At 72.9% G+C, this 21,420-nt stretch carries 19 protein-coding genes; 8 read left to right on the top strand and 11 right to left on the bottom strand.

The window, feature by feature from the left end; genetic code table 11:
- Window positions 1-24: 24 nt before the first annotated feature.
- The gene (locus GFH48_RS03850) at window positions 25-630 is read right to left on the bottom strand and encodes a GOLPH3/VPS74 family protein (protein WP_153286891.1); all 606 of its coding nucleotides are present in this window, start codon (window positions 628-630) and stop codon (window positions 25-27) included.
- 318 nt (window positions 631-948) lie between these two features.
- Entirely contained in the window at window positions 949-1,875 is a 927-nt protein-coding gene (locus GFH48_RS03855) for an SGNH/GDSL hydrolase family protein (protein WP_153286892.1), read from the bottom strand.
- Window positions 1,876-2,578: 703 nt separating this feature from the next.
- Between GFH48_RS03855 and GFH48_RS03860 the strand changes: the two genes are divergently transcribed.
- The gene (locus tag GFH48_RS03860; protein ID WP_153286893.1) at window positions 2,579-2,932 is read left to right on the top strand and encodes a UBP-type zinc finger domain-containing protein; all 354 of its coding nucleotides are present in this window, start codon (window positions 2,579-2,581) and stop codon (window positions 2,930-2,932) included.
- Window positions 2,933-3,077: 145 nt separating this feature from the next.
- Window positions 3,078-5,390 (top strand): FUSC family protein, encoded by a 2,313-nt coding sequence (locus GFH48_RS03865; RefSeq protein WP_407698608.1) that lies wholly within the window; start codon window positions 3,078-3,080, stop codon window positions 5,388-5,390.
- Between the two features lie 77 nt (window positions 5,391-5,467).
- On the opposite strand, the gene GFH48_RS03870 is transcribed toward GFH48_RS03865, so the two are convergent.
- The gene (locus GFH48_RS03870; protein ID WP_153286894.1) at window positions 5,468-6,142 is read right to left on the bottom strand and encodes an RNA polymerase sigma factor; all 675 of its coding nucleotides are present in this window, start codon (window positions 6,140-6,142) and stop codon (window positions 5,468-5,470) included.
- A gap of 500 nt (window positions 6,143-6,642) precedes the next feature.
- On the opposite strand from GFH48_RS03870, the gene GFH48_RS03875 reads away from it, so the two are divergent.
- From GFH48_RS03875 to GFH48_RS03885, 3 genes are all read left to right on the top strand, one after another.
- Window positions 6,643-7,533 (top strand): oxygenase MpaB family protein, encoded by an 891-nt coding sequence (locus tag GFH48_RS03875; protein WP_153286895.1) that lies wholly within the window; start codon window positions 6,643-6,645, stop codon window positions 7,531-7,533.
- Between the two features lie 123 nt (window positions 7,534-7,656).
- Entirely contained in the window at window positions 7,657-9,690 is a 2,034-nt protein-coding gene (locus GFH48_RS03880) for an ATP-binding protein (RefSeq protein ID WP_153286896.1), read from the top strand.
- A 221-nt stretch (window positions 9,691-9,911) separates the two neighbouring features.
- Window positions 9,912-10,937: a MerR family transcriptional regulator gene (locus tag GFH48_RS03885; RefSeq protein WP_407698698.1), complete on the top strand. Its 1,026-nt coding sequence runs from the start codon at window positions 9,912-9,914 to the stop codon at window positions 10,935-10,937.
- A gap of 246 nt (window positions 10,938-11,183) precedes the next feature.
- On the opposite strand, the gene GFH48_RS03890 is transcribed toward GFH48_RS03885, so the two are convergent.
- From GFH48_RS03890 to GFH48_RS03920, 7 genes are all read right to left on the bottom strand, one after another.
- Entirely contained in the window at window positions 11,184-12,389 is a 1,206-nt protein-coding gene (locus GFH48_RS03890; RefSeq protein ID WP_153286898.1) for a cysteine desulfurase-like protein, read from the bottom strand.
- Between the two features lie 291 nt (window positions 12,390-12,680).
- Window positions 12,681-13,190: an ATP-binding protein gene (locus GFH48_RS03895; protein ID WP_153286899.1), complete on the bottom strand. Its 510-nt coding sequence runs from the start codon at window positions 13,188-13,190 to the stop codon at window positions 12,681-12,683.
- A 46-nt stretch (window positions 13,191-13,236) separates the two neighbouring features.
- Window positions 13,237-13,608, bottom strand: a complete 372-nt coding sequence (locus GFH48_RS03900) for an STAS domain-containing protein (protein ID WP_153286900.1) — start codon at window positions 13,606-13,608, stop codon at window positions 13,237-13,239.
- 210 nt (window positions 13,609-13,818) lie between these two features.
- Window positions 13,819-14,184 (bottom strand): PRC-barrel domain containing protein, encoded by a 366-nt coding sequence (locus tag GFH48_RS03905; RefSeq protein WP_153286901.1) that lies wholly within the window; start codon window positions 14,182-14,184, stop codon window positions 13,819-13,821.
- Between the two features lie 518 nt (window positions 14,185-14,702).
- Complete coding sequence (locus GFH48_RS03910; protein ID WP_228120337.1) at window positions 14,703-16,397, bottom strand: PP2C family protein-serine/threonine phosphatase; 1,695 nt, start codon at window positions 16,395-16,397, stop codon at window positions 14,703-14,705.
- 165 nt (window positions 16,398-16,562) lie between these two features.
- Window positions 16,563-16,739 carry a hypothetical protein gene (locus GFH48_RS03915; RefSeq protein ID WP_148014566.1) on the bottom strand — a complete coding sequence of 59 codons (177 nt, stop codon included), beginning with the start codon at window positions 16,737-16,739 and terminating at the stop codon, window positions 16,563-16,565.
- Window positions 16,740-16,916: 177 nt separating this feature from the next.
- Window positions 16,917-17,240, bottom strand: a complete 324-nt coding sequence (locus GFH48_RS03920; RefSeq protein WP_153286903.1) for a hypothetical protein — start codon at window positions 17,238-17,240, stop codon at window positions 16,917-16,919.
- A gap of 782 nt (window positions 17,241-18,022) precedes the next feature.
- On the opposite strand from GFH48_RS03920, the gene GFH48_RS03925 reads away from it, so the two are divergent.
- The gene (locus GFH48_RS03925) at window positions 18,023-18,193 is read left to right on the top strand and encodes a hydrophobic protein (protein WP_153286904.1); all 171 of its coding nucleotides are present in this window, start codon (window positions 18,023-18,025) and stop codon (window positions 18,191-18,193) included.
- 63 nt (window positions 18,194-18,256) lie between these two features.
- Window positions 18,257-18,835 (top strand): Dps family protein, encoded by a 579-nt coding sequence (locus GFH48_RS03930; RefSeq protein WP_153286905.1) that lies wholly within the window; start codon window positions 18,257-18,259, stop codon window positions 18,833-18,835.
- Window positions 18,836-18,934: 99 nt separating this feature from the next.
- Here the strand turns inward: GFH48_RS03930 and GFH48_RS03935 are convergent, their stop codons facing one another.
- Window positions 18,935-19,891, bottom strand: a complete 957-nt coding sequence (locus GFH48_RS03935; RefSeq protein WP_153286906.1) for a sensor histidine kinase — start codon at window positions 19,889-19,891, stop codon at window positions 18,935-18,937.
- A gap of 244 nt (window positions 19,892-20,135) precedes the next feature.
- Here GFH48_RS03935 and GFH48_RS03940 point away from each other — a divergent pair, with 244 nt between their 5' ends.
- Complete coding sequence (locus GFH48_RS03940) at window positions 20,136-21,017, top strand: RNA polymerase sigma factor SigF (RefSeq protein WP_153286907.1); 882 nt, start codon at window positions 20,136-20,138, stop codon at window positions 21,015-21,017.
- Window positions 21,018-21,420 lie beyond the last annotated feature (403 nt).

Here is a 21,420-nt window from a genome sequence, read left to right on the forward strand (position 1 = left end):
CTCGGTTCGGGACGCCCCTGGGTCTCACGCTCCTCGCCATACGTTGGCGAACGCCGCGTTCTCGAAGGACCGGCGCTGGCGGACGGCCTCCAGCTCCATGACCGCGTCGTGGACGGCGGCCAGTACGGCCGTCACCGCGTCGTCGGTGACGACCGGCTCGTCAGCGCTCTGGTCCCCCTCGATCCCGACGGCCGCCGCGAGGGCGAGGACCACGGGCTCGTCCGCCGCCCAGCGGTGCAGGGCACGTCGGCGGGCGGCCGAATCGGGCACCGTCATCCGGGCGGCCGCGAAGGACATCCGGCGACGCCGTTCCCGCGTCAGCTGCCCTTCCTCCTCCAGGACGGCCGTGTAGGCCGAGAAGAGGTCGCGGCCCCTGCGCCACAGCCAGTCGTCGACCGACTCGTACGGCACCTGTCGTACGAGCGACGCCCCGGCCTCGGCCAGGAGGCGGTCCTCCGGCGCGTCGTGCCCGTCCGGTACGACGCGTTCGCCCGCCAGGGTGACGGCCCGCGTGCCGAGGAGGTCGATCAGCTCCGCGCCGGCGAGCGCCAGGGACAGATCGCCCTGTCCCACGGGCCCGCCGTGGTCCACTCCGATGGCGATGATCAAGAGGTCCTTGGCCGTGGTCATGAAGGGATCTCCCACAGAGTCATCGCCGGCGACAGGTCGCTGAGCAGGTGTCCTGAGTACTGCGCGGACAACGGACGGGCATCCGGTGTACGGCCGCGCGGCTCGGTCCGACGTCGTCGTCGGCGGCCTCCGTGAGCACGGAACGGACCGCCGGGCCGACGGTCGTCGGGTCCGGCCGAAGTGGCCTCCAGCACTCGGGACTCTAGCGTCCCGACCTTGCCGGGGCCCCTCGGCAGGGGGACGACACGGCGACGCCCCCCACACCGGATGCGGTGCGGGGGGCGTTCCGCCGGGGCCGGTGATGTCCCGGCGCCCGGTTCAGTGACGGTGCCCGTCACCCCTGGACAGCTGTGCGAGGACCGTCCGGGCCATCGCCGCCTCTCCCTTGGCGTTGGGGTGCGCGGGGCCTGCGGGGGCGGCGGGCCTCAGCGGTTCGATCCAGCGGTCGGCGGGCGCCTTGCACATGTCGTGCCCGATCGTGGGCTTGTAGGTGTCGACGTAGTCGGCGCGGTTGAACAGCGCCACCGCGCGCATCACCAGGTTGAGGCGCTTGCTCACGTCGCGCAGGTAGGGGAAGTCCCCCGCGGCGAACGGGACGGACGGATAGCAGCCGCTGCCGTCGTCGGGCAGCAGGTCGGGGTAGCCGACCACGAGTACGCGGGCGTGCGGGGCCCGGTCGTGGACCGCGCGCAGTACGCGCGCCAGCTTGGGAGCCGTCTGCAGGATGCTCATGGTGAGCTGGTCGACACCCGAAGCGTTGTAGTACTGCCGGCAGGGTGCGCCCGCCAGGTCCTTCGAACTCAGCGCGACGCAGGTGCCGATGATGGAGCTGAAGCCGACGTCGTTGCCGCCGATCTGCACCGTCACCAGATCCGTGGAGCGCCCCAGGGCGTTCAGCTGGGGGCCGTTGGTCCCCTGGGCCTTCCACATGTTCTCGGTCGTCGCTCCGCTGCAGCTGACGTCCGTGAAGGAAGCGGTCTTCCGCGCGGCCGAGACCAGCGAGGGGTAGTTCTGGTCGGACCGGGCGCAGTTCACGTCGACCTGACGGGGAATCAGGGGACCCGAGGTGTACGAGTCGCCGAGCGCCACGTACTTCTCGCCCCGGTGCGCGTGACCTCCGTCGGCAGCGGCGGGGGACGCCGCGACGGCGCCGAGGACAAGGACACCGCAGCCGAGGGCCGCTCCCAGCGCGGGTGCGTGTCGCCGTCGTGGGGCCGTGCCGCTCGGGACCATGTGATGGTTCATCAACTCTCCTCCGTCGTCGCTGACACAGCAAGCCCCATCACAGCCGTCGCCGGCGCTCCGGCCACGCCGAGCGCCACCACGGTCAGGAGAGCGCTGCCCTTGCAGATTCAACATCGCTTGTATACCGGCCGGTAGGTCGCTGGAACAGAGGTCTGACAGGGGCAGCTCGGACATGTCGGAACGGTCCGCCGCTCCGGACCGGACGAGCGGCCCCGCGAGACCGTCCCGGACGAGACCGCCACGCCCCGGCACTCCCATGTCGGAGCGCTCTTCCATGTCGGGGCGCTCTTCCACGTCGGGCCACGTCAGGTACATCGGGTACGAGGAGCCGACCGGCGTGTGGCGCGCCGAATCACGCGGAGCGGGGCTGCCGTCCATGCGCGAGAAGCAGAGCTCGGGGTGTGGCACGGGTCCCGTCGATCCGGGCCCGCCGCCCGGAGGACGTTTCCTTCCCTCGCACCCACCCGTTCTCCGGGCATGTCACCAGCTGATCCGATCAACGAATCACCAGCTCAGGGCCGTCGGCCCGAGGAACACCCCGCTGTCATCCCCGTAATCACCGACCGCACAAGGCGCGCACATCTCCATCAGCGGCCAGGATGCCCAGGAAGACTGGGCGGCCACTCCCTGGAAGCCGCTGAAGGCTGGAACCGACAAGCCAGACCCGGCCCTCCCGGGCCACCCGACAACTCACGGAGGAGCGATGGAGACATGGACGGTCGCCGCCGACGGAGGACGGCCCGGAGGCAGGAGCTGCTCGCACCTGGGTCAGGTGGTTCCTGACATCGGGTCCTCCCCCACGACCGGCGGAAGGCCCGACGCCCCGGCCGGCTGCGCGGAGTGCACCGCCCGGGGGCAGGACTGGGTGCACCTCCGGCAGTGCCTCACGTGTGGTCACATCGGGTGCTGCGACAGTTCGCGCGGCGGGCACGCCACGGCGCACTACGAACGGACCGGGCATCCGATCGCCCGGTCGGCCGAGGTGGGCGAGACCTGGGCGTGGTGCTACAGCGACGAGGTCTTCCTCGATGGGCACCGGCGCCGCCGCTCCGGCTGAGACCGCTGATGTCGTACCGGGCGACGTTCGCCCCGGGCCCACCGCCACGAGCCGGCCGCCCGAACCCCCGCTCGGCGGCACGAACACCGACTCGTGCCATGCTGGGAAACGCTGATCATGGCGGAGAGCGGGGACGAAGGGCAGCGTGAGGACAGCGACACGGCCGGGCCGAACGAGGATCTGGGACCGATTCGCGGCGTCGGATCCCGGGCTGCTGCGGCTCATGGCCGGGCTGCGGACCGTGGGCGCCATCGCGCTCACGCTCGCCGTCCTGGCTCTCATGAGTGTGGATGTGACCCACATGGTGGCCGGAGCCATGGCGGCCATGGTCGGCACTTTCGCCATCAAGGACAAGCAGCGCCGCGCACAGGCACTGACGCTCCTGCTCGGCCTGCCGGTGGCCCTCGCCGCGATGTCGCTGGGGGCTCTGCTCAACAAGACCGTCGTCGTGGGCGACCTCTTCTTCATCGCGCTGATCTTCGCCGCCGTGTACAGCCGTCGGTTCGGCGACCGCGGGACCGCCCTCGGGCTCATCGGGTTCCAGATCTACTTCGTCTCGCTCTTCGTCAGGGCCACCTTCTCCGCGCTCCCCGGCCTGTGCGCCACGCTCGCCATCGCGTTCGTGTGCAGCGCGCTGGTGCGGTTCGTCGTCGTGCCCGAGACGCCCGAACGCGTTCTGCTGAGGCTGCGGAAGGCCTTCCGCGCTCGCCTCGCCCAGCTCGTGTCCGCCCAGATCGAGCTGCTGGACGCCGGACCCGACCGTGCCGAGAAGGCACTGGAGGACCTGCGGCGGTACACGGCCAGGCTCCACGAGAGCGCGATGATGATCCAGGGGCAGCTGGCGGAGGGGACCAGCGACAGCGCCACCGCCTCGCTCGTGCAGCGCCGTGTCGCCGACGCCGAGATCGCCGCCGAGCGGCTCGGCGTGCTCCTGCTCACCGCCCGCAGCAAGGAACGGGCCGACACGCTCACCCTGCATCTGCCGCACGCACCCGTGCCCGCGCCCGGAGACCGTCTCCGGGCCCAGGACGACATCACCGCCACCCTGCGCCGTGATCTCGACACGCTGCGCCTGCTGGTCCTGCGCCCCATCACCGACGACCGCGGCACCGCGCTGGCCCACCTGCGCAACCGGCTCCTCGGCTACCGCGAGGAGGAGAACCTGCCGCGGGCCTCGACGGCCGTGCAGGACGTCTTCCGCGGCATCGGTGAGACGGCGCGCTCCGTGCTCGGACTGCGACTGGCCCTCGACGGCCCGCAGGACGAGTCCGACGACACCCCGTCGACGACCCGTTCCCGCGAGGAACTGGACGCCGAGGACGTCGCCATCGCCGGATCCGAGGAGGCCGAGCGGGAGGACAGCGCCCCCAGGGGCTGGGAGCGTCCGACGACGCGGACCGCGGTCCAGGTGTCGGTCGGCTCGGCGCTGGCCATCGTCGGCGGCGAGTTCCTGTCCAGCCAGCGCTGGTACTGGGCGGTGCTCACCTGCTGGGTCGTGTTCCTGAACACGGCGTCCACCGGGGAGATCCTCGTCAAGGGGTATCGCCGGCTGATCGGCACCGTCCTCGGTGTCGTCGCCGGTGCCCTCCTGGCGGGACTGGTCGGTACCCACACGTGGACCGCGTTCGGGCTCGTCCTGCTGTTCATCTTCGCCATGTTCTTCACCGCGCCGCTGTCCTACGCCCTGATGTCGTTCTTCGTCACGGCGATGCTGGGCCTGCTGTACACACTGCTCAACACCTACAGCACCGCGGTACTGGTCCTGCGCATCGAGGAGACCGCGCTCGGTGCCGTCTGCGGGGTCATCGCGGCCGCCCTGGTCCTGCCGGTGCACACCGACCGCCGGACCGACGAACTGCTGGCGACGGTGTTGCGCCGGCTCGGAGACGTCACGGGCGCGGCGGTGGACCAGCTCAGTGGCGGCCCCGCGCTCGACCTGCTGGACAAGGCACGGGACCTCGACAAGGCGCTGGACGATCTGCGGTCGTCCGTCCAGCCCCTGACCCATCCGATCACCCCGCTGCGCTCCCGTCGCCAGACGGCGCGCTATCTGGTGGCGCTCCTGGAGACCTGCGCGTATCACGCGCGTTCGCTGGCGGCGACGGCGGAACTCCTTCCCCAGAGCAAGACCGTCGCGGCCGATCCGCGTCTGAGGAGGGCCGGCCGGCGCATCGCGCACAACATCGAGGTCCTCGTCGCGCGCGTCGAGGACGACGACACCGAGGGCGTGGCCGAGACCGGCGCCAGTCTCGCCGCCCTGCTGGAGCCTGAGGGACCGGACGGTCCGCGGCACGACCGCGTCACCACGCGTGTCCTGCGGCATCTGCAGCGGCTGGACGAGGGCGTGGTCGGCCTGGCCCGCCCGCTCGGCGTCCCCGTCTCGACCGGCGACGGCGTGTCGTCCCCGGGGGCCGCGTCGTCCCGGCGGACCGCGTCCTCCCGAGGTCCCGCGGTGTAGCGCGGCGGCGGGGGGCGCGGCGCACACCGTGCGTTCAGGAGGCGGCCGTCACCCGTGCGCCGGCGGGCGCGTACGCCTCAGCCGTGACGGCCGCCGGTGCCCGCTTCCTCCCGGAGCCTGCGGCCGAGTCGGTGCAGCCCTCGCCGGGCATGACTCTTGACCGTTCCCAGGGGCCATCCGGTGAGCTGCGCGATCTGGGTGTGCGTGAGGTCGTCGTAGAAGGCCAGGCTGAGGGCCCGGCGCTGCGGTGCGGGCAGACGGGCCAGTTCGTGCCGGACGAGAACCCGGTCGAGCACCGTGTCGGCCGGGGACGCGGAGTCGTGAGCGTTCAGGGACATCACCGCGCCGGCCGCGGCGACGAGGTCGGCGCGCCGGGTGCGGGCCGTCAGCGCGTCGGCGATCTTGCGGCGGGTGATTCCGACGAGCCAGGCGGCGAGGGCGCCGCGCTCGGGCGAGAACCCCGCGCGCCCCCGCCACGCGGCGAGGAAGACGAGCTGGGTGACGTCCTCCGCCTCGGCCGCGTCGCCGAGGGAGCGCCGGGCCAGGGTGTACACGAGCCGGCCCCAGCGGTGGTAGGCGGCGGCGAGGCACTCCTCGTCGCCGTCGGCGAATCCGGTGGCGAGTTCCTCGTCGGTGAGCGACTCCTGCGCCGTGGCCCCGGGAGCCGTGGGCCACGGAGCCGTGGGCCTCGGCACGGCGGCCGTCGGCACGGCGGCGTCGAGAGTCCGCTCGGTGCTCTGCTGTGCGGTCATGGTGACTGCTCCTCGTGCCGGGCGGAATCCGCCCCCACTCCGGGACGGTCCACCCCGCCGTCAGGGCGTGCCGTCCCGGAGGTGTCGGGTGCCCCAGCCGTTCGGGGCCGTTCCGTCCCCGCCACCATGCGGAGGTTCGATGCGACGCGGCAACTTGCATCGACTCTGCATCGACTGCCTCGGCCTCTCTCTCTCCCCCCCCCCCACACACGAGCCCGGAGCACGAGGACCCGACCGATGGACTCGGAACGAAGGGCGAGGGGCGAAGGGCGAAGGGCGAGGGGCGAAGGGCTGAGGGCGAAGACAGTTTTTCGGAGCGGTCGTTGGCGCGGACCGGTCCCGGACCGCATCCGAAGGCGTACGGGCTGCGGAATCCAGGACGGGACGGTGCCGTGTCCCCGTACGACGGGACAATGGACCGTGGTCCCCGGGCCTTCCGCCGCCGACGGCGGAAGGCCCGCAGCGGGACCACCGGGAACACCGCCCGACGGAAGGCCATCATGACGAGACCGACCGGATCGCACGGCCCCCGCCTGCGCGAACGGCTGGGAGACAGCCTCTTCACCCGTGTCGCGGGACCCGAGGGCCCCGAGAACCGCGCCCGGATCCACGGCACGCCCGGACCCCGGTGGTTCGGGCCCGACCGCCCCATCCGCAGGGTGCACGGGGACGCGTCGATGTTCATCGGCGGGCTGTCGGCCCTGCTGCTGCAGTCGCTCCACCCGCTCGCGATGGCCGCCGTTCTCGCCCACTCCGGCTTCCGGGGCGACCCCTGGGGCAGGCTGCAGCGCACGAGCACGTTCCTCGCGGTGACGACGTACGGCACCGCCGACAGCGCCCAGGAGGCCTGCGACCGGGTTCGAACGATCCACGAGCGGGTGCGCGGAGTCACCGGCGGGGGGACGCCGTACCACGCCTCGGACCCGCGGCTGCTCGGCTGGGTCCACCTCGCGGAGACGGACAGCTTCCTGCGGGCGCACCAGCGTTACGGCGTCCGCCCCCTGTCCGACGGCGACTGTGACGCGTACGTCGCCGACACCGCCCGGGTCGCCGTCGCGCTCGGTGTCCCCGACCCGCCGACGGACCGCGCCGAGCTGGCCGCCCGGCTGACCGCGTACCGGGGCGAGTTGCGGGCCACCCCCGAGGCCCGGGCCACCGCGCGCTTCCTGCTGTTCGAACCGCCCGTGCCGCTCGTCGCCCGCGTGCCGTACGGGGTCCTCGCCGCCAACGCCGTGTCCCTGCTGCCCTCCTGGGCCGCAGCGGAGCTGGGGATGCCCCGGCTGCCGTTGGTCGACGGGCTGTTCGTACGCCCCCTCGGCGGTGCCGTGACCTCGGTGGTGCGGTGGGCGATGGCCCCGGCCCGCGGACGGCTGCCCTCACCCGCCGGGTGACCGACCGCCGACGGCCCCGGGCGGCGCGCGACCCGGTGTCGACGGGAGCGGAGTCCTCAAGTCCGGGTACGAGGCGGGCCAACCCCACTGCGCGGGGGCACGGAGGACGTCAGACTGTCGCCCGTGTTGAGAAACCTGCCCGAGGCTCCGCCCGGTTTCGTCGGACGCCGCGACGAACTCACCCACCTCGCCGAGGCCCTGCGCGGGCACCGGGTGGTCACCCTGACCGGGATCGGCGGTGTGGGCAAAAGCCGGCTGGCGCTGCACGCGGCGGAACGCGTCCTGAGCACCGGCACCCGCGGGGTGGCCTGGGCCGACCTCTGGACGCTGCAGGACGACCGGCTGCTCGTCGCGACCGTGGCCGACGCGCTGGACTTCTCCGATCACACGACGACGATGCCGCTGGACGCGCTGGGCACCTGGCTCGCGGACAAGGACGTCCTGCTGGTGCTGGACTCCTGTGAACACCTGCTCGCGGCCTGCCGGCCGGTGATCGCCGGCCTGCTCGCGGCCTGCCCCGCGCTGAGTGTGCTCGCGACCAGCCGGGAGCCGCTCGGTCTGCCGGGCGAACACGTCGTCCCCGTGGGGCCGTTGCCACCGGCCACCGACGCCGTGGACCTCTTCTGCCGCCTGGCCTCCGCCGCGGGCACGGTGGTGTCGGCCCCCTCGGACCTGGTGGCCGTCGCCCGGCTGTGCCGGCGGCTCGAAGGGATGCCGCTCGCCCTGGAGTTGATCGCGGGGCAGCTGTCGCACCGTACGCTCACGGAGGTCGAGCGGGAGCTCGGGTCCCGGCTGGACATCGCGGCGGACGGCGGGAACGCGCTGCTCGCCGGTCCCGCGCGGCACCGGGCGGTACGGACCTCGCTCGGCTGGAGTCACGAACTGTGCACGCCCCAGGAGCGATTGATGTGGGCGTGTCTGTCCGTGTTCCGCGACGTCGTGGACGCGGACACGGTACGCGCCGTGTGCGCCGGGGGACCGCTCCTCGCGTCCGACGTGGACCGGGCGCTGGCCGGTCTGGTGCGGAAGTCGGTCCTGTCGCGCAACGGCGCCCACCACCGGATGCTCGACACCGTCCGGGAGTACGGGCGCATGTGGCTCGACGAACTCGGCCGGACCGCCGAGCTGTCGGACCGGCACGCCCAGCACTTCCTGGAGCTGGCCCGCGACGCGGAGGCGGGCTGGCCAGGTCCGCAACAGGCCCGCTGGTACGGACGGATCGACAGGGCGAACGCCGATCTGTGCGCGGCACTCGACCATCTGCTCTCCGTCCGGCCGCGCGCGGCCCTCGAACTGGCGGGTCTCGTCGGCTTCTTCTGGAGCTGTTGCGGGCATCTGCGGGAGGCCGCCTCGTACTTGGAGGACGCGCTGGCGATGTCCGACGAGTCCGGGCCGGTCAGGACCAAGGCGCTGTGGGCGCTGGGCGTCACCCGCGTCCTGCGCGGCGAGCGTGACCCCTCCCGGACACTCGCGGGTTCCTGTCACCGTCGCGCGCGGGCCCAGGACGACGACGAGGGGATGCTGCTGGCGGCGTATCTGCTGGGGCTCACCCAGCTGCTCCAGGGCCTCCCGATGACGGCCCGGAGCGAGGTGGACCGGGCTCTGGCGGCCGTGGGCGGGACGGCGTTCTCCTCCGCGGGCCGGGTGCTGTGCCGGCTGGTGCGCGTGTTCGCCCTGACCGCGGAAGGGTTGCTGGAGCAGGCGCGCGCGGAGGCCGAGAACCTGCGCGGTGACTGTGTCGAGCGCGGCGAGTGGTGGACCCGTTCGTACACGGACTACCAGCTGGCGCTGATCTCCCTGTTCGAGGACCGCCCGGGGGACGCCACCGCCCACGCCCTGTCGATGCTGGACGGGAAACGGCACATCGGTGACAGCTTCGGTCTCGCGCTCGGCCTCGACCTGCTGGCGTCGGCGCTGGCCGCCCAGGGCGACGCGGAGACGGCGGTCGCCGCGTACGGGGCCGGCGAGGTGTACTGGGGTGCGGTGGGGCACCCGCAGCGCGGCACGCCGGAACTGGGCCCGGTGCGTGAGCGGTACGAGGACACCGCCCGCTCGCTCCTGGGCGACGCGTACGAGGAGGTCAGGCTCCGGTCGGTGCTCTGTGACCCCGAGGTGGTGGTGCGGACGCTCCTCGACGGCTCCGCCCGGGACTCCTGAACCGGCTCCGGTCGAGGCGGCCGGGTCCTTCTGCATCCGCGGGACCCCCGGGTGCAGAAGTAGCGGTGAGCCGGGCGGACCGCCGCTCCCGGACGGTGCTCGAATCGAGGCGAACCACTGGTGAAGATCCGCTGCTTCCGTCCGCTCGGACGCCTCGCCGGGCCGTTCTCCCCTGCCCGGACACCGCCCGGTGCCGTGCCGGTGGGGGCCGCCCCGTGCGGGTGAACGAGCACGCGGCGGCACGGACCGCGGACGCGGGTGAGACCACCGGTGCCCTGGCGCGCAAACTCGGCGTGTCGCCCACGACCCTGCGGTCCTGGGACCGCCGGTACGGTATCGGTCCCGCCCTGCGGACCGACGGCCGCCATCGGCGGTGGACGCCCGAGGACGTGGCCATGCTCCAGGAGATGTGCCGGTTCACGGCCGCGGGCCTGCCGCCCGCCGAGGCCGCCCGCGCGGCGAAGGAGCGGGCCCGCGGCCGTACCCTGTCCCCCGCGCTCGCCCTCGCGAGGCCCGCGGCCGGACCGCGGGTACCGAAGTCGGCGCCCGCGCCGGCCCTCCCCCCGGGCGCGCCGGTCTCGCGGTCGGGGACCGGTCTGCCGCTCGGAGACGTACGACAGGAGTGCCGGGGCCTGGCGCGTGCGGCCGTACGGCTGGACGCGGCCGCCGTTCAGAGCCTGCTGACGGCCGCGGTCGAGACGCATGGCCTCGCCACGGCCTGGACCGAGGTGATGGTGCCCACGCTCCGCGCGGTCGGGCGCAAGTGGGAGTCCTCGGGCGACCGGTACGTCGAGGTCGAGCACCTGCTCTCCTGGCACGTCTCGGCCACCCTCCGCCACCTGTACGTGCGTGCGACGCAGGAGCCGCCCACGGGTGTGCCGCCCGTCCTGCTGGCCTGCCTTCCGGGCGAGCCGCACACACTGCCGCTCGAGGCGCTCGGCGCCGTGCTCACGGAGCGCGGGGTGCCGGCCCTGATGCTCGGCGGCTCCGTGCCCGCCGAGGCACTGGCCGCGGCCGTACGACGGGTCGGCCCCTCGGCGGTGGTCCTGTGGTCGCAGTCGCGCTCCACGGCCAACCCGCCCCTCGCCCGGCATGTCGCCGGGACGCGTTGGGGCGTTCGGGGAGCGCGGACGCGGAGCCTGGTCCTGCTCAGCGGCCCCGGCTGGGCCGGGGACCCCGAACCCGGACTGCTGCGACCGCGCCGGCTGGACGACGCGCTGCGGATGCTCGGCGCGCCGGAACATTGAGGGCCTTCCCGCGATCCCCGGCGGCCGCGCGGCGTCGGACGCGGCACCCCGCCGCGTCGTCGGAGCGACCGAGCACGCCCCGTACGAGGACGGCCCTCCGCCTCGCGACGCACCGCGTCCGGCGCCGCGGGCCGATCCACCGGGAATCGCGGCCCCGTGGCCCGGGACCCGGTGGCCGCCCGTGTCGGCGGCGCCCCGCGTCCGCGTCCGGCGTCGCGCGGGGGGAGTGAGTCGGCGCCCGAGCGGTCAGGACTTCAGGAACGCCGCCAGGCCCTCCAGGAGCCGCTCCACGTCTCCCTGGTCGTTGTACGGCGCGAGTCCGACGCGCAGGCCGCCGGTGTCGCCCAGTCCGAGGTGCCGGGACGCCTCCAGCGCGTAGAAGGAGCCCGCGGGAGCGTGGACGCCCCGCTCGCCCAGGAAGTGGTAGGCGTCCACCGCGTCACGGCCGTCGAAGGTCAGCAGCAGGGTGGGGGTGCGTTCGGCGGCCCTCGAGTGGACCGTGACGCCGTCCAGCTCGGCCAGCCCGGATTCCACCCGGTCCCGCAGCTCCCGCTCGTGCCGCTCGATCGACCGGACCGCGGCTCCGAGACGTGCCCTGCGTCCCTCGGCCGGGCCGGTCGCGAACCCGGCGAGCAGGTCGACGGCGGCGCGGGTGCCGGCGAGGAGTTCGTAGGGCAGCGTCCCGAGCTCGAAGCGCTCCGGGACCACGTCGGTGGACGGCAGCAGTTTGTCCGGCCGCAGCGTCTCCAGCAGGTCCGGGGACGCCACGAGGACACCGTGGTGCGGGCCGAGGAACTTGTAGGGCGAACAGACGAAGAGGTCCGCGCCGAGCTCCGCGAGGTCCACGAAGGCGTGTGCCGCGTAGTGCACTCCGTCGACGTGGAGCAGGGCGCCCGTGCGGTGGACCAGCCGGGCGATCTCCGGGATGTCGGGGATCGTGCCGATGAGGTTGGAGGCGGCGGTCACGGCGACCAGCCGGGTCCGCTCGGTGAGCAGGTCGCCCACGGCCGACGGCGGGAGTTCTCCCGTCGCCGGATCGAAGTCGGCCCACCGGACCACGGCACCGGCCCACCGCGCGGCCTGCGTCCAGGGACGGATGTTGGCGTCGTGGTCGAGACGGCTGACCACGATCTCGTCGCCGGGCGCCCAGTCCTTCGCCAGCGTCCGGGAGAAGTCGTACGTGAGCTGGGTGGCACTGCGGCCGAAGACGACCCCGGACGGTTCCGCGCCCAGCAGGTCGGCCATGGCCCGCCGGAACTCCCTGACGAGCGTCTCCGCGTTGACCTCTCCCGGCGCGACACTGCCCCGGATGGAGAGGGGGCCTTCGAGCGCGTCGGCGATCGCCGCGACGACCGGGGCGGGCGTCTGTGTTCCGCCCGGGCCGTCGAAGTGCGCGAGGCCGGCCCGCAGGGCGGGGATCTGGGCGCGCAGCGCGCCGACGTCAAAGGTCAACTCGGGCTCCTCATCGGCGACGTCGGATCCTGCCCCTGTCCGGCCGGACACGTCCGGGAGGCGGATGCCCGCGGGTGCGGGCACGGTCCGCGGACGATCATCGCAGGCGGTCGCGTGACGGGGAAGACGGGGCGGCCTCCCCGCCTCCGGGTACTCCTCCGGTCACGCGGGGCACCGCGTCGCACGGGGGCGTCCTCGCGCGAGGTGCCCCGGCGGACGGCCCCGCCGTACGAGGCACGGTCGCGCGGGGCCCCGCCGCACAGGGGGAGAACGCCGTGGGCGCCTGCCTTGTCATGTCAGCGGGACGAGGACCCGGATCGTCTTGCCGCCGCCCGGGGACGGTTCGACGGTGACCTCGCGGGCGAGGCGGATGATCAGGGGCCACCCGTACCCGTTCGGCCGGTACCCCTCGGGAATGGACGCGAGGCCGAAGGCGCCGGCCGGCACGACGTCGCTGTTGTCGCGCACGGCCAGCCGGACACCCTCCTCGGTCGGCGTCGCCCGGAATCCGGCCAGGCCCCCACCGTGCCGGATGGCGTTCGTGACCAGCTCCGAGACCACCAGGAGCAGGTCGACGACGGCCTCCTGACGCATCCCGTCCGCGGATCTCCACTGTGCGCGCACGAGGGACCCCACATGGCTGCGTGCCGTCGCGGGGCTCGTCACCTCGGCGGCGTCGGCCGCCTGGGCCGCCGACTCCGAGGATGCCGGCGGCCGGGTGGACCGCGCGGCGAGAGAGGCGCGCCGGAGTGCGTCGTTCTGGTCCGTGATGGTGATGTCCCTGCGTTCAGCTGCTCTCATACGGTTCCCTCGCGGATTGCGCCCTGTCACGGGAGGTCGGCCGTGCTCATCGCCCGACCGTCGGATCCGGCACGGTCATCGCCGCCCGCACGCTGTCGGTGAGGACGAAGAAGCCTTCCGTGCCCGTCACGTCGAACAGCCTCCTGACGATCTCTCTGAAGGGCCCGCACACCACCATGAACGTGCCGCAGGCCCGATGGGCACGCTGTGCTTCCAGGAGGACGTGCAGGATCGAGGAGTCCGCGAAGAGGGTCCCCGACAGGTCGACGACCGTGCGGGCGGCGCCCACCCGTCGCGCGAGATCAAGGGCTTCCTCCAGTTGGGGCGCGCTCTCGTGGTCGATGTCGCCCCCGACTCGCACCACGAACGCGTCTTGGGCCTCCGCGTACGTGACGGTGGCCTCCAACTCGTCGGGCATCTGAACACTCTTTCTGGTCTGCTGGTGCAGGGGCACCCTGCCGGCCGGGCATCACGGGCATCACGAGTCCCATGGGTGTGACGGCGCGGAAGGAGTTCCCGGCTGCACGGCTGCGGATACGACGTCCATTCCGTGGGACCGGGCCACGCGGCGGCCGCGCCGCGTGGCGGCGACGGCTCGTGGCCCGGGGACCGTTCTCTGCGGCCGCCATCAGGCGGGCTGCCTCGGCGGCAGGCTCCGGTAGTAGCTGCCGACCCGGGCGAGGTATTCGGGGTCCAGGGTCTCGCTGTCGGTCCGGAAGCGCGGCGCCGACTTGATCTCGTCCCGGGTGCATGCCATCGTCACCTTCTGCGCCTGGGAGTCGATGTCGGCGACGACACCCACGGGTACCAGGACGCTCTTTCCGAACACCCACACACCGGTGTCGACGACGAGATGACGCATCCCGGAATCGTCGGCCTGCCGGTCCACGTGTCCTATCGTTCCGTCGGTCGCCTCGACGGCGAACCCCGTGAGGTCCTGTGCCTCCGGGCCGCGGAAATGCGGCGCGTACGACCAAATTCTTTCGACCGTCATCTTTTCTTCCTCCTGCGTAGCCGGTTCGCTCCGCCGGGAACTCACCCATGGGGAAACCCCGGTGGAGGGAGACCGCGGGAGGGTGAAACCGTCTCCAGCGTGCTCCAGAGCTGCAATTACCCTGCTATCCGGATCGCATTCGGCGGACATTCCGGCGCGTCGGCGTATTCGCCGTGGCGCGTGACAGCCGCGTACGGCCGTTCGAAAGGTCAGTCCCTGCCGGGTCGTCGCGCACCGCCGCGTACGGCGCGGGGCGTGGTGAGGTGGTGGAGCGGGCCGGGGTGCCCAGGAGCCGTTCCAGGGGCCGGCCGCTCCGCCGCCCAGTGCGCGCCGGTCCTCACCCGCACCGGGCGATCACGCCGGGCGGAACCGCCTCGGCGCCGGCGGCGGGTCCCAGGGTGCCCGGACCGCGGCGGCGGCACCACGCTCGTCGCCCGCGCGGACCGCCGGCCGGAAGCGGCCGCGGGCGCGTTCGGGCACGGCACCGTCGCGGCCGTCGCGGCGGACGGACGGACTCGTCATGCGGTGTACCTGCCCCGGGAGCGGCCGTTCACCGCGCTCAGGTGCGCGTGGTGCGGTGCCGTGACCGCGACGGTCGCCATGTCGTCGTGGGCGCCGCGCCCGACCCACTGTGCGGCGAGCATCTGGACGTGCTCGACCACGGCCTCGGCGGGCAGGCCCGCGCAGCGGGCCAGCGCGGACTCCAGCCGCCGGACGCCGAACAGCTCGTCCCCCGACGGCCCGCCCCGCCCCTCGGTGATGCCGTCGGTGAAGAACAGGCAGGTCTCCCCCGGGGCCAGTTCGACCTGGGCCGTGGTGGAACCGATGTCCCAGAAGGCGCCGACCAGCGTTCCGCGCGTCTCGACCGTCTCGACCCGACCGTCGGCCCGGACGATCAGCGGAGCGGGATGTCCGGCGCTGGTGACCCGCAGCCGGACCGTCGCGCCGCTGCGGACGACGGAGGCCAGGGCCAGGGTGACGAAACGGGTGTGATGGGAGTTCATCAGCGCCCCGTTGAGCAGCCCCAGCAGCCGTTGATGGTCCCCGGCCAACGGCACGAGCGCCTGCACCGTGTTGCGGACCTTGCCCGTGAGCACCGCGGCGTCCAGGCCCTTGCCGCACACGTCACCGAGGACGACCAGGGACTCCTGCCCCTCGTCGGTGCCGGGATGGACGTCGTAGAAGTCGCCCCCCACACGGTCGGCCTGACCCGAGGGGAGGTATTTCCCGGCGAACTCCACACCGTGCACGCCGTGGAGCCGGGGTGGCAGGAGTTCACGCATCAGGGCCGTCGTGATGGCCGCCTGCTCCGCGTACATCCGGGCTGCCGACATCGCGGCACCCGCCCGGGAGGCGAAGAGGCGGGCGAAGGTCTCCTCACTCGCGGTGAAGGCCGGCCGGCGGCCGGAGCGCAGCAGCACGAGCGCGCCCGCCGGGACTCCGTGGCCTGGCAGGGGTGTCACGACGGCGGAGCCGACCGGATCCGTGAACCGGTCCGGGACGGCCCAGCGGGGAACGGCGGCCGGGTCGATCCAGGGCGACGGCACGGGCGGGAATCCGCGCAGGGCGTCGGTCAGACCGGGCAGTTGTTCCAGGTCGGCCCGGACCTGCCGGTGCACCACGTCGCCGTCGGGCCCGCAGTGCGCCAGCGGCACCTTCCCGCCGCGCGGCGGAGCGACGACCACGGCGGCGTCGGCGAGGTGTTCGGCGGCCAGGCGCGCGGTGACCTCCATGCAGCGCTCGACGTCGAGTGACGACAGCAGCGCGCTGGAGGCGTCGGCCAGGAACGCGGTACGCGTGCGTTCGCTCGCGAGTGCGTCCTCGGCGAGCCGCCGGTCGGTGTCGTCGACGAGCCACCACACCACGTCGCCGTCGTCCGTGCGGGTGGGACGTGCCTCGAAGGTCCGGTCGCCGACCGGGCCGTGGGCGGGACACGCCGATGGCGACGCGGACGACGCGGTCGATCCGGCGGCGTCACCGGTCTTCGCGGCGGGGGAACCGGTTCGGGCGTGCGCGTCCGCGATCCACTCCGGGACCACCCGGCGCAGCCACGCGCCGGGAACGGCGGTCGGGAACAGGGTGGCCGCCGCCTCGTTCACTTCGACGACGTCACCGAACGGGTCGGCGACCAGGACGGGGTAGGGGGCGGCGCCCCACGTCGTACCGGAATGGATACCGCGCGGGCCGGCGGGAGGCTGCTGAGAAGTGTCCACGAGCAAGGGCGCGTGACCGCGTGCCCACAACCTTCCTTCCGAGGACGGGAACAGTTGCCTTCCGGCAACCATCTCGTGCCGGCCCGCGTCACGGCAAGTCGCCCGCCGCGGGTCCCGTCAGGCCCCACGGGCCGGCCCCGTTCGCGTATCCCCGCCCGCCCCGGGTCAGCGCCTGCGGCCACGGGCCGCCCAGCCACTGCCGATCCCGGCCACGTGGAGGGCGAGCAGCGCGAGGCCTATGAGCATGACATTTGTTGACGTGAACACGTCATTCGTTGAGATGTCCGCGGCGTTGATCAGGAACGCGATGAACAGCAGGACCGCCGCGACGATGCCGAGCATGATGTCTCCTCTTCCGAAGTACTGGTGACGTCCGGATGCCCCCAAGACGCCCGCCGACACAACCTCGCCGCCGCCCTCGTCGGCCGCCCGGGAGGAATGCGGGCAACTCGGGCGCCGAGCGCGCGAGGGCGCGCCCGGCGAAGGGGACACCTGCGCCGGGCGCGCCCTGCCGCACCCTCAGGAGACGACGGGTTCGGGCGCCCCTTCACGCTCCGGCGCCCCCGGCTCCCGGTCCGCACCGGCGACCCGCCAGAGGGACTCCTCCCGCACCACGAGTCCCTGGTCGGCCAGCCCCTTCAGATGCCGCAGGACGGTGGCCTCCTGGAAGCCGACGGCCGCGCAGAGTTCGTCCAGGCCCGACCCCTTCACACCGGTGACGGCCAACTGCTCCCACGTACGCACCGCATGGCGGCTCAGTCCGCTCTCCCGCACCCTTCGCAGAACGGCGGGCTGCTCCTCGTCCCCCTGGCTCTGTTCCGGAAGCGGGGCACGGGCGGCCACGGACACGCCCTCGCCCCCGGTCGCCGGTGCCTCGCGACCCGCCCTCGCTTCCTCACGACCGCCCGCCGGTTCCCCACGACCTGCCACCAGCGTCTCGCGGCCGGTCGCCGGCGTCCCGGGACCGGCCGTCACTTCCTCACGACCGGCCGTCGCCGGTGGCACGGCACGCGGCGCCCCGGCCCGTCCGACCGGACGCGGCGTCATGTTCACCGTGCGGTGCCTGCGCCCCTTGCGGTGTCGGCTCATCGGTTCCTCATCTCCGCATCGACGATGCTCACGATCAGGACAACGAGCCAGTCACCAGAAAGTCGTTCAGCCGTTCGAATGACGTCTGGGCCGGTCCCGCACGGGCCGCCGCACCCACGTCCAGCCTCTCCGGACGGGTCCCAACGGCTGTTCCCACGGCCGTCGTCGAGCCCCGCCACCCGGGTCCGCGCGTACCGTTCGGTCCGCTCCCCCGGCGGTACGCGCCGCACCGGCCCGCGCTTCATCGAGAGCGGACGTCCATGGCACGCGCCCCGGCCGCTCCCGTCCGCCTCCCGGTCGGAGCCGCGTCGTGACCGCCGCCCGTGCTCCGTGCTCCGTGCTCCGTGCTCCGCGCCCCGCGCCCCGCGCCCCGCGCCTGATCCTGCCCCCCGTATCCGCCCCCGCCCCCCTCCTCGTCCTTCTCCTCGCGCTCGTCACGGGCGTGATCCGGTATCGGCGCCATCGGGGCGAGCAGGCCCGGGGGAATGTGTGGCCCAAAAGAACCGGGGCACTCGCGGCCCTGGAGGTTGATATCGATGGTTCCCCTGCTCGTGGTTCTTCTGCTCGCCCTGCTGCTTTTCGGCGCCGGCTTCGCCGTCCAGGCCCTGTGGTGGATCGCTGTCATCGTGCTGGCCGTCTGGCTGCTCGGTTTCGTGGTACGTCCCGGAGCGGCCGGCGGCCGCCGTGGACGCTGGTACCGCTGGTAGCCACGCCGCCGACGCGACATCCGAGAACGCCCCCAGGGAATACGACGCGAGAGAAAGAATGAAATGACGGCTTCTTCCACAACCCCGAACTACACGGTCCCCGGAATCAGCACGAGCGACGGTGGCAGGATCATCGATCTGCTCCGTACGCGGCTGCACGCCCTCAACGACCTTTCCCTCACGCTGAAGCACATTCACTGGAACGTCGTGGGCCCGCATTTCATCGCCGTGCACGAAATGCTGGACCCGCAGGTGGAGTCGGTACGGGGCATGGCCGACGACGCCGCCGAGCGCGTCTCCGCCCTCGGCGGGGTGCCCCAGGGCACCCCGGGGGTCCTGGTGTCCGAGCGCACCTGGGACGACTACAGCGTCGGCCGGGCGGACGCGATCGCCCACCTCGGCGCCCTCGACCTGGTCTACACGGGGATCATCGAGGAGCACCGCGCCGCCGTCGCCGAGATCGGCAAGATCGATCCGGTGACCGAGGACCTCCTCATCGGACAACTGCGCTCTCTGGAGCAGTTCCAGTGGTTCGTGCGCGCCCATCTCGAAAGCTCCGGCGGAACCCTGGCGACCGCCACCGCGCGTACGGAGGGCCAGGCGGCGCGGCTCGCCCAGCAGAGCGGCGAGAAGCAGCGGTAGCCGGCGGACACTTTCCCGGGGCGAGGGCCCGGACCCGTGCCAGGGGTCCGGGCCCTCGCCGTTGCCCGCCGACGGGCCGCGGACGCCGGGCGGACGCGGTCAGTGCAGGGCGACGTAGCTGCGTACGGTGGTGCCGACCGTGCCGGTGTGGACGCGGACCAGGTCCGACACGAAGTTGACCAGGAAGAGGCCGCGACCGCCGAGCTGGTCGGGGCGCACCGGGTGCCGGCCGGCCAGCGGATCCGCCAGTCGCCCCTCGTCCCGCACCTCACAGACGATCTGCCCGCTCTCCGCCCAGATCCGCAACGTTCCCGAGCCGCCTCCGTGCACCACGCTGTTGGTCGTCAGTTCCGCGACGACGAGGTTCAGGTCCTGCAGCCGGGCCCGCGCCATCCCGAGATCCCGCGCCACGCGCAGCGCGAAGTCGCGCGCGACCGGCAGGGCCCCCGCGTCGAAGCGGACGGCCGCCGCCCCGGGCGGGCAGCGCAGCACCTCGTTGCACCGTGCGAGGGCGCGCTCGGGATCGTAGGCAGGGCTGACGCTCCACCGGCCGTCGCTGATCACCACGGGGTGCGTGGCGCGGGCGTCGGCGAGCACGTCGCGGGAGAGGGCCCGTGCGTCGTAGGGGCACAGGATCGTGGCCTCGCGTCCGCCGAACGCCGTGTTGATCAGGGCTTCGTGCTGGACGCACGCGGGGTACTCGGTCGCGGTGCGGCCGTGCCAGACCGGTTCCCCGATGATGCGCACCCGGCGGTGGGGATGGGCGTCGGCGAACGCGCGCAGGACCGAGGGGATGATCCGGCCGGGGTTGCGGCCCGCGCGGGTCATGTCGATCCAACGGACCCCGTCGGCACGGGAACCGAGTTCCGCCCTGATGGGTTCCAGCCGGGTCGCGGGCACGGCCACCGCCACGGGCTGCCCCGCGGCCACACCCTCGGTCACGAAGTCCACCGCCGCGGCCAGGTACTCCCGGTCGGAACGGTAGAAGAACGCGGGGTGGGCGAAGGCGTCCGCCCGGGACCGCGAGGACAGCTCCAGGTCTTCTCCCCGCTCCATGTCCACTCGATCACCCCGAAGGCCATTTTACGCAAGCGCTGTCGCTCCCGGCCCGGCACCCGCCGTCCACTGGAACGGGGCGCATCCGAAAGGCCCGTCCGGCGGGAAGGAGTGGTGGAACCGGCTCGGCACGCCCGGGAGCGAACAAGTTTCAGAATTTCGGTGTGTTGGCCGGCATGACTCGCATGAGGCAGGGCAGACGAGCCCTGTCTTCAGTTCCTTCGGACGATTTGGGGTGGACCGCATGGCAGCCGTGACGGCAGCGATGGGAACGGGCACGGCACGGCATGCGGTGACGACCGAGGGGGAGGCGCTCCCCTTCATCAACGAGCCTCTGAAGGTCAGCCCGAAGGACGCGCGCACCCTGTCGCGTCAGTTCTTCGACCGGCTGGCGGTGCTGGAGGAAGGCACCCACGATTACCAGTACGCGCGCAACACCCTCATAGAGATGAACCTCTCGCTGGTGCGGTACGCGGCGGCCCGCTTCCGCAGCCGCAACCAGGACGAGATGGAGGACATCGTCCAGGTCGGCACGATCGGGCTCATCAAGGCGATCGACCGGTTCGAACTCACCCGCGAGGTCGAGTTCACCTCCTTCGCCGTCCCGTACATCGTCGGCGAGATCAAGCGCTTCTTCCGCGACACCAGCTGGGCCGTCCACGTGCCCCGGCGTCTGCAGGAAGCCCGCATCGAACTGGCCAAGGCGACCGAGGAGCTGCGGACCCGTCTGGGCCGGACACCGACCACGCGCGAGCTGTCCGAGCTGATGTCCCTCTCCGAGGAGGAGGTCATCGAGGCCCGCAAGGCCTCCAACGGCTACAACTCCTCGTCCCTGGACGCCGCGCTCACGGCCGACAACGGCGCGGACGGGGAGAGCGTGCTGGCGGACTTCATCGGCGAGGACGACCCCGCGCTCGAACTGGTCGAGGACTTCAACTCCCTGGCGCCGCTGATCGCCGGCCTCGACGAGCGTCAGCGCCGCATCATCCACATGCGTTTCGTCGAGGAGCGCACCCAGGCCCAGATCGGCGAGGAGCTCGGCATCTCGCAGATGCACGTCTCGCGTCTGATCACCCGCATCCTGAAGCGACTGCGCAGCGGACTGCTCGACCCGTCGGTCGCCTGACACACCGGGCTCCGTCCCGGGCCCGTCATGCCGGGGGTCTTTCCCGCACCGGAATTCCGGTGCGGGAAAGACCCCCGGCATGACGCGTTCCCGAGTGTCTCCGACTACGCGCCGGCGCCCCGCAGAACGGCCCCGCCCGCAGTCGGGGGGTGACTGCGGGCGGGGCCGGGGGGCTCGGGGCGCCCTGGGGGGGGTGGGCTTCCTCGAGCGGCCTGTGGTTCCTGGTGCCCCGGTCCGGGCGGACCATGCACATGAGTTCGGGCACGCATCTCATTCCGCGGCCACGCGGTCACCGGGGCCGCCCGGTTCCGCGGTGATCCTGTTGTCAGCGGGCTCGCCCGGATTCCGCGGCGATTTTGTTTGTCACCGGGCCCGCCCTCGTTCGGGCGGGACCTGCGTGAGC

The organism is Streptomyces fagopyri (assembly GCF_009498275.1).
Taxonomy (GTDB): Bacteria; Actinomycetota; Actinomycetes; order Streptomycetales; family Streptomycetaceae; genus Streptomyces; species Streptomyces fagopyri.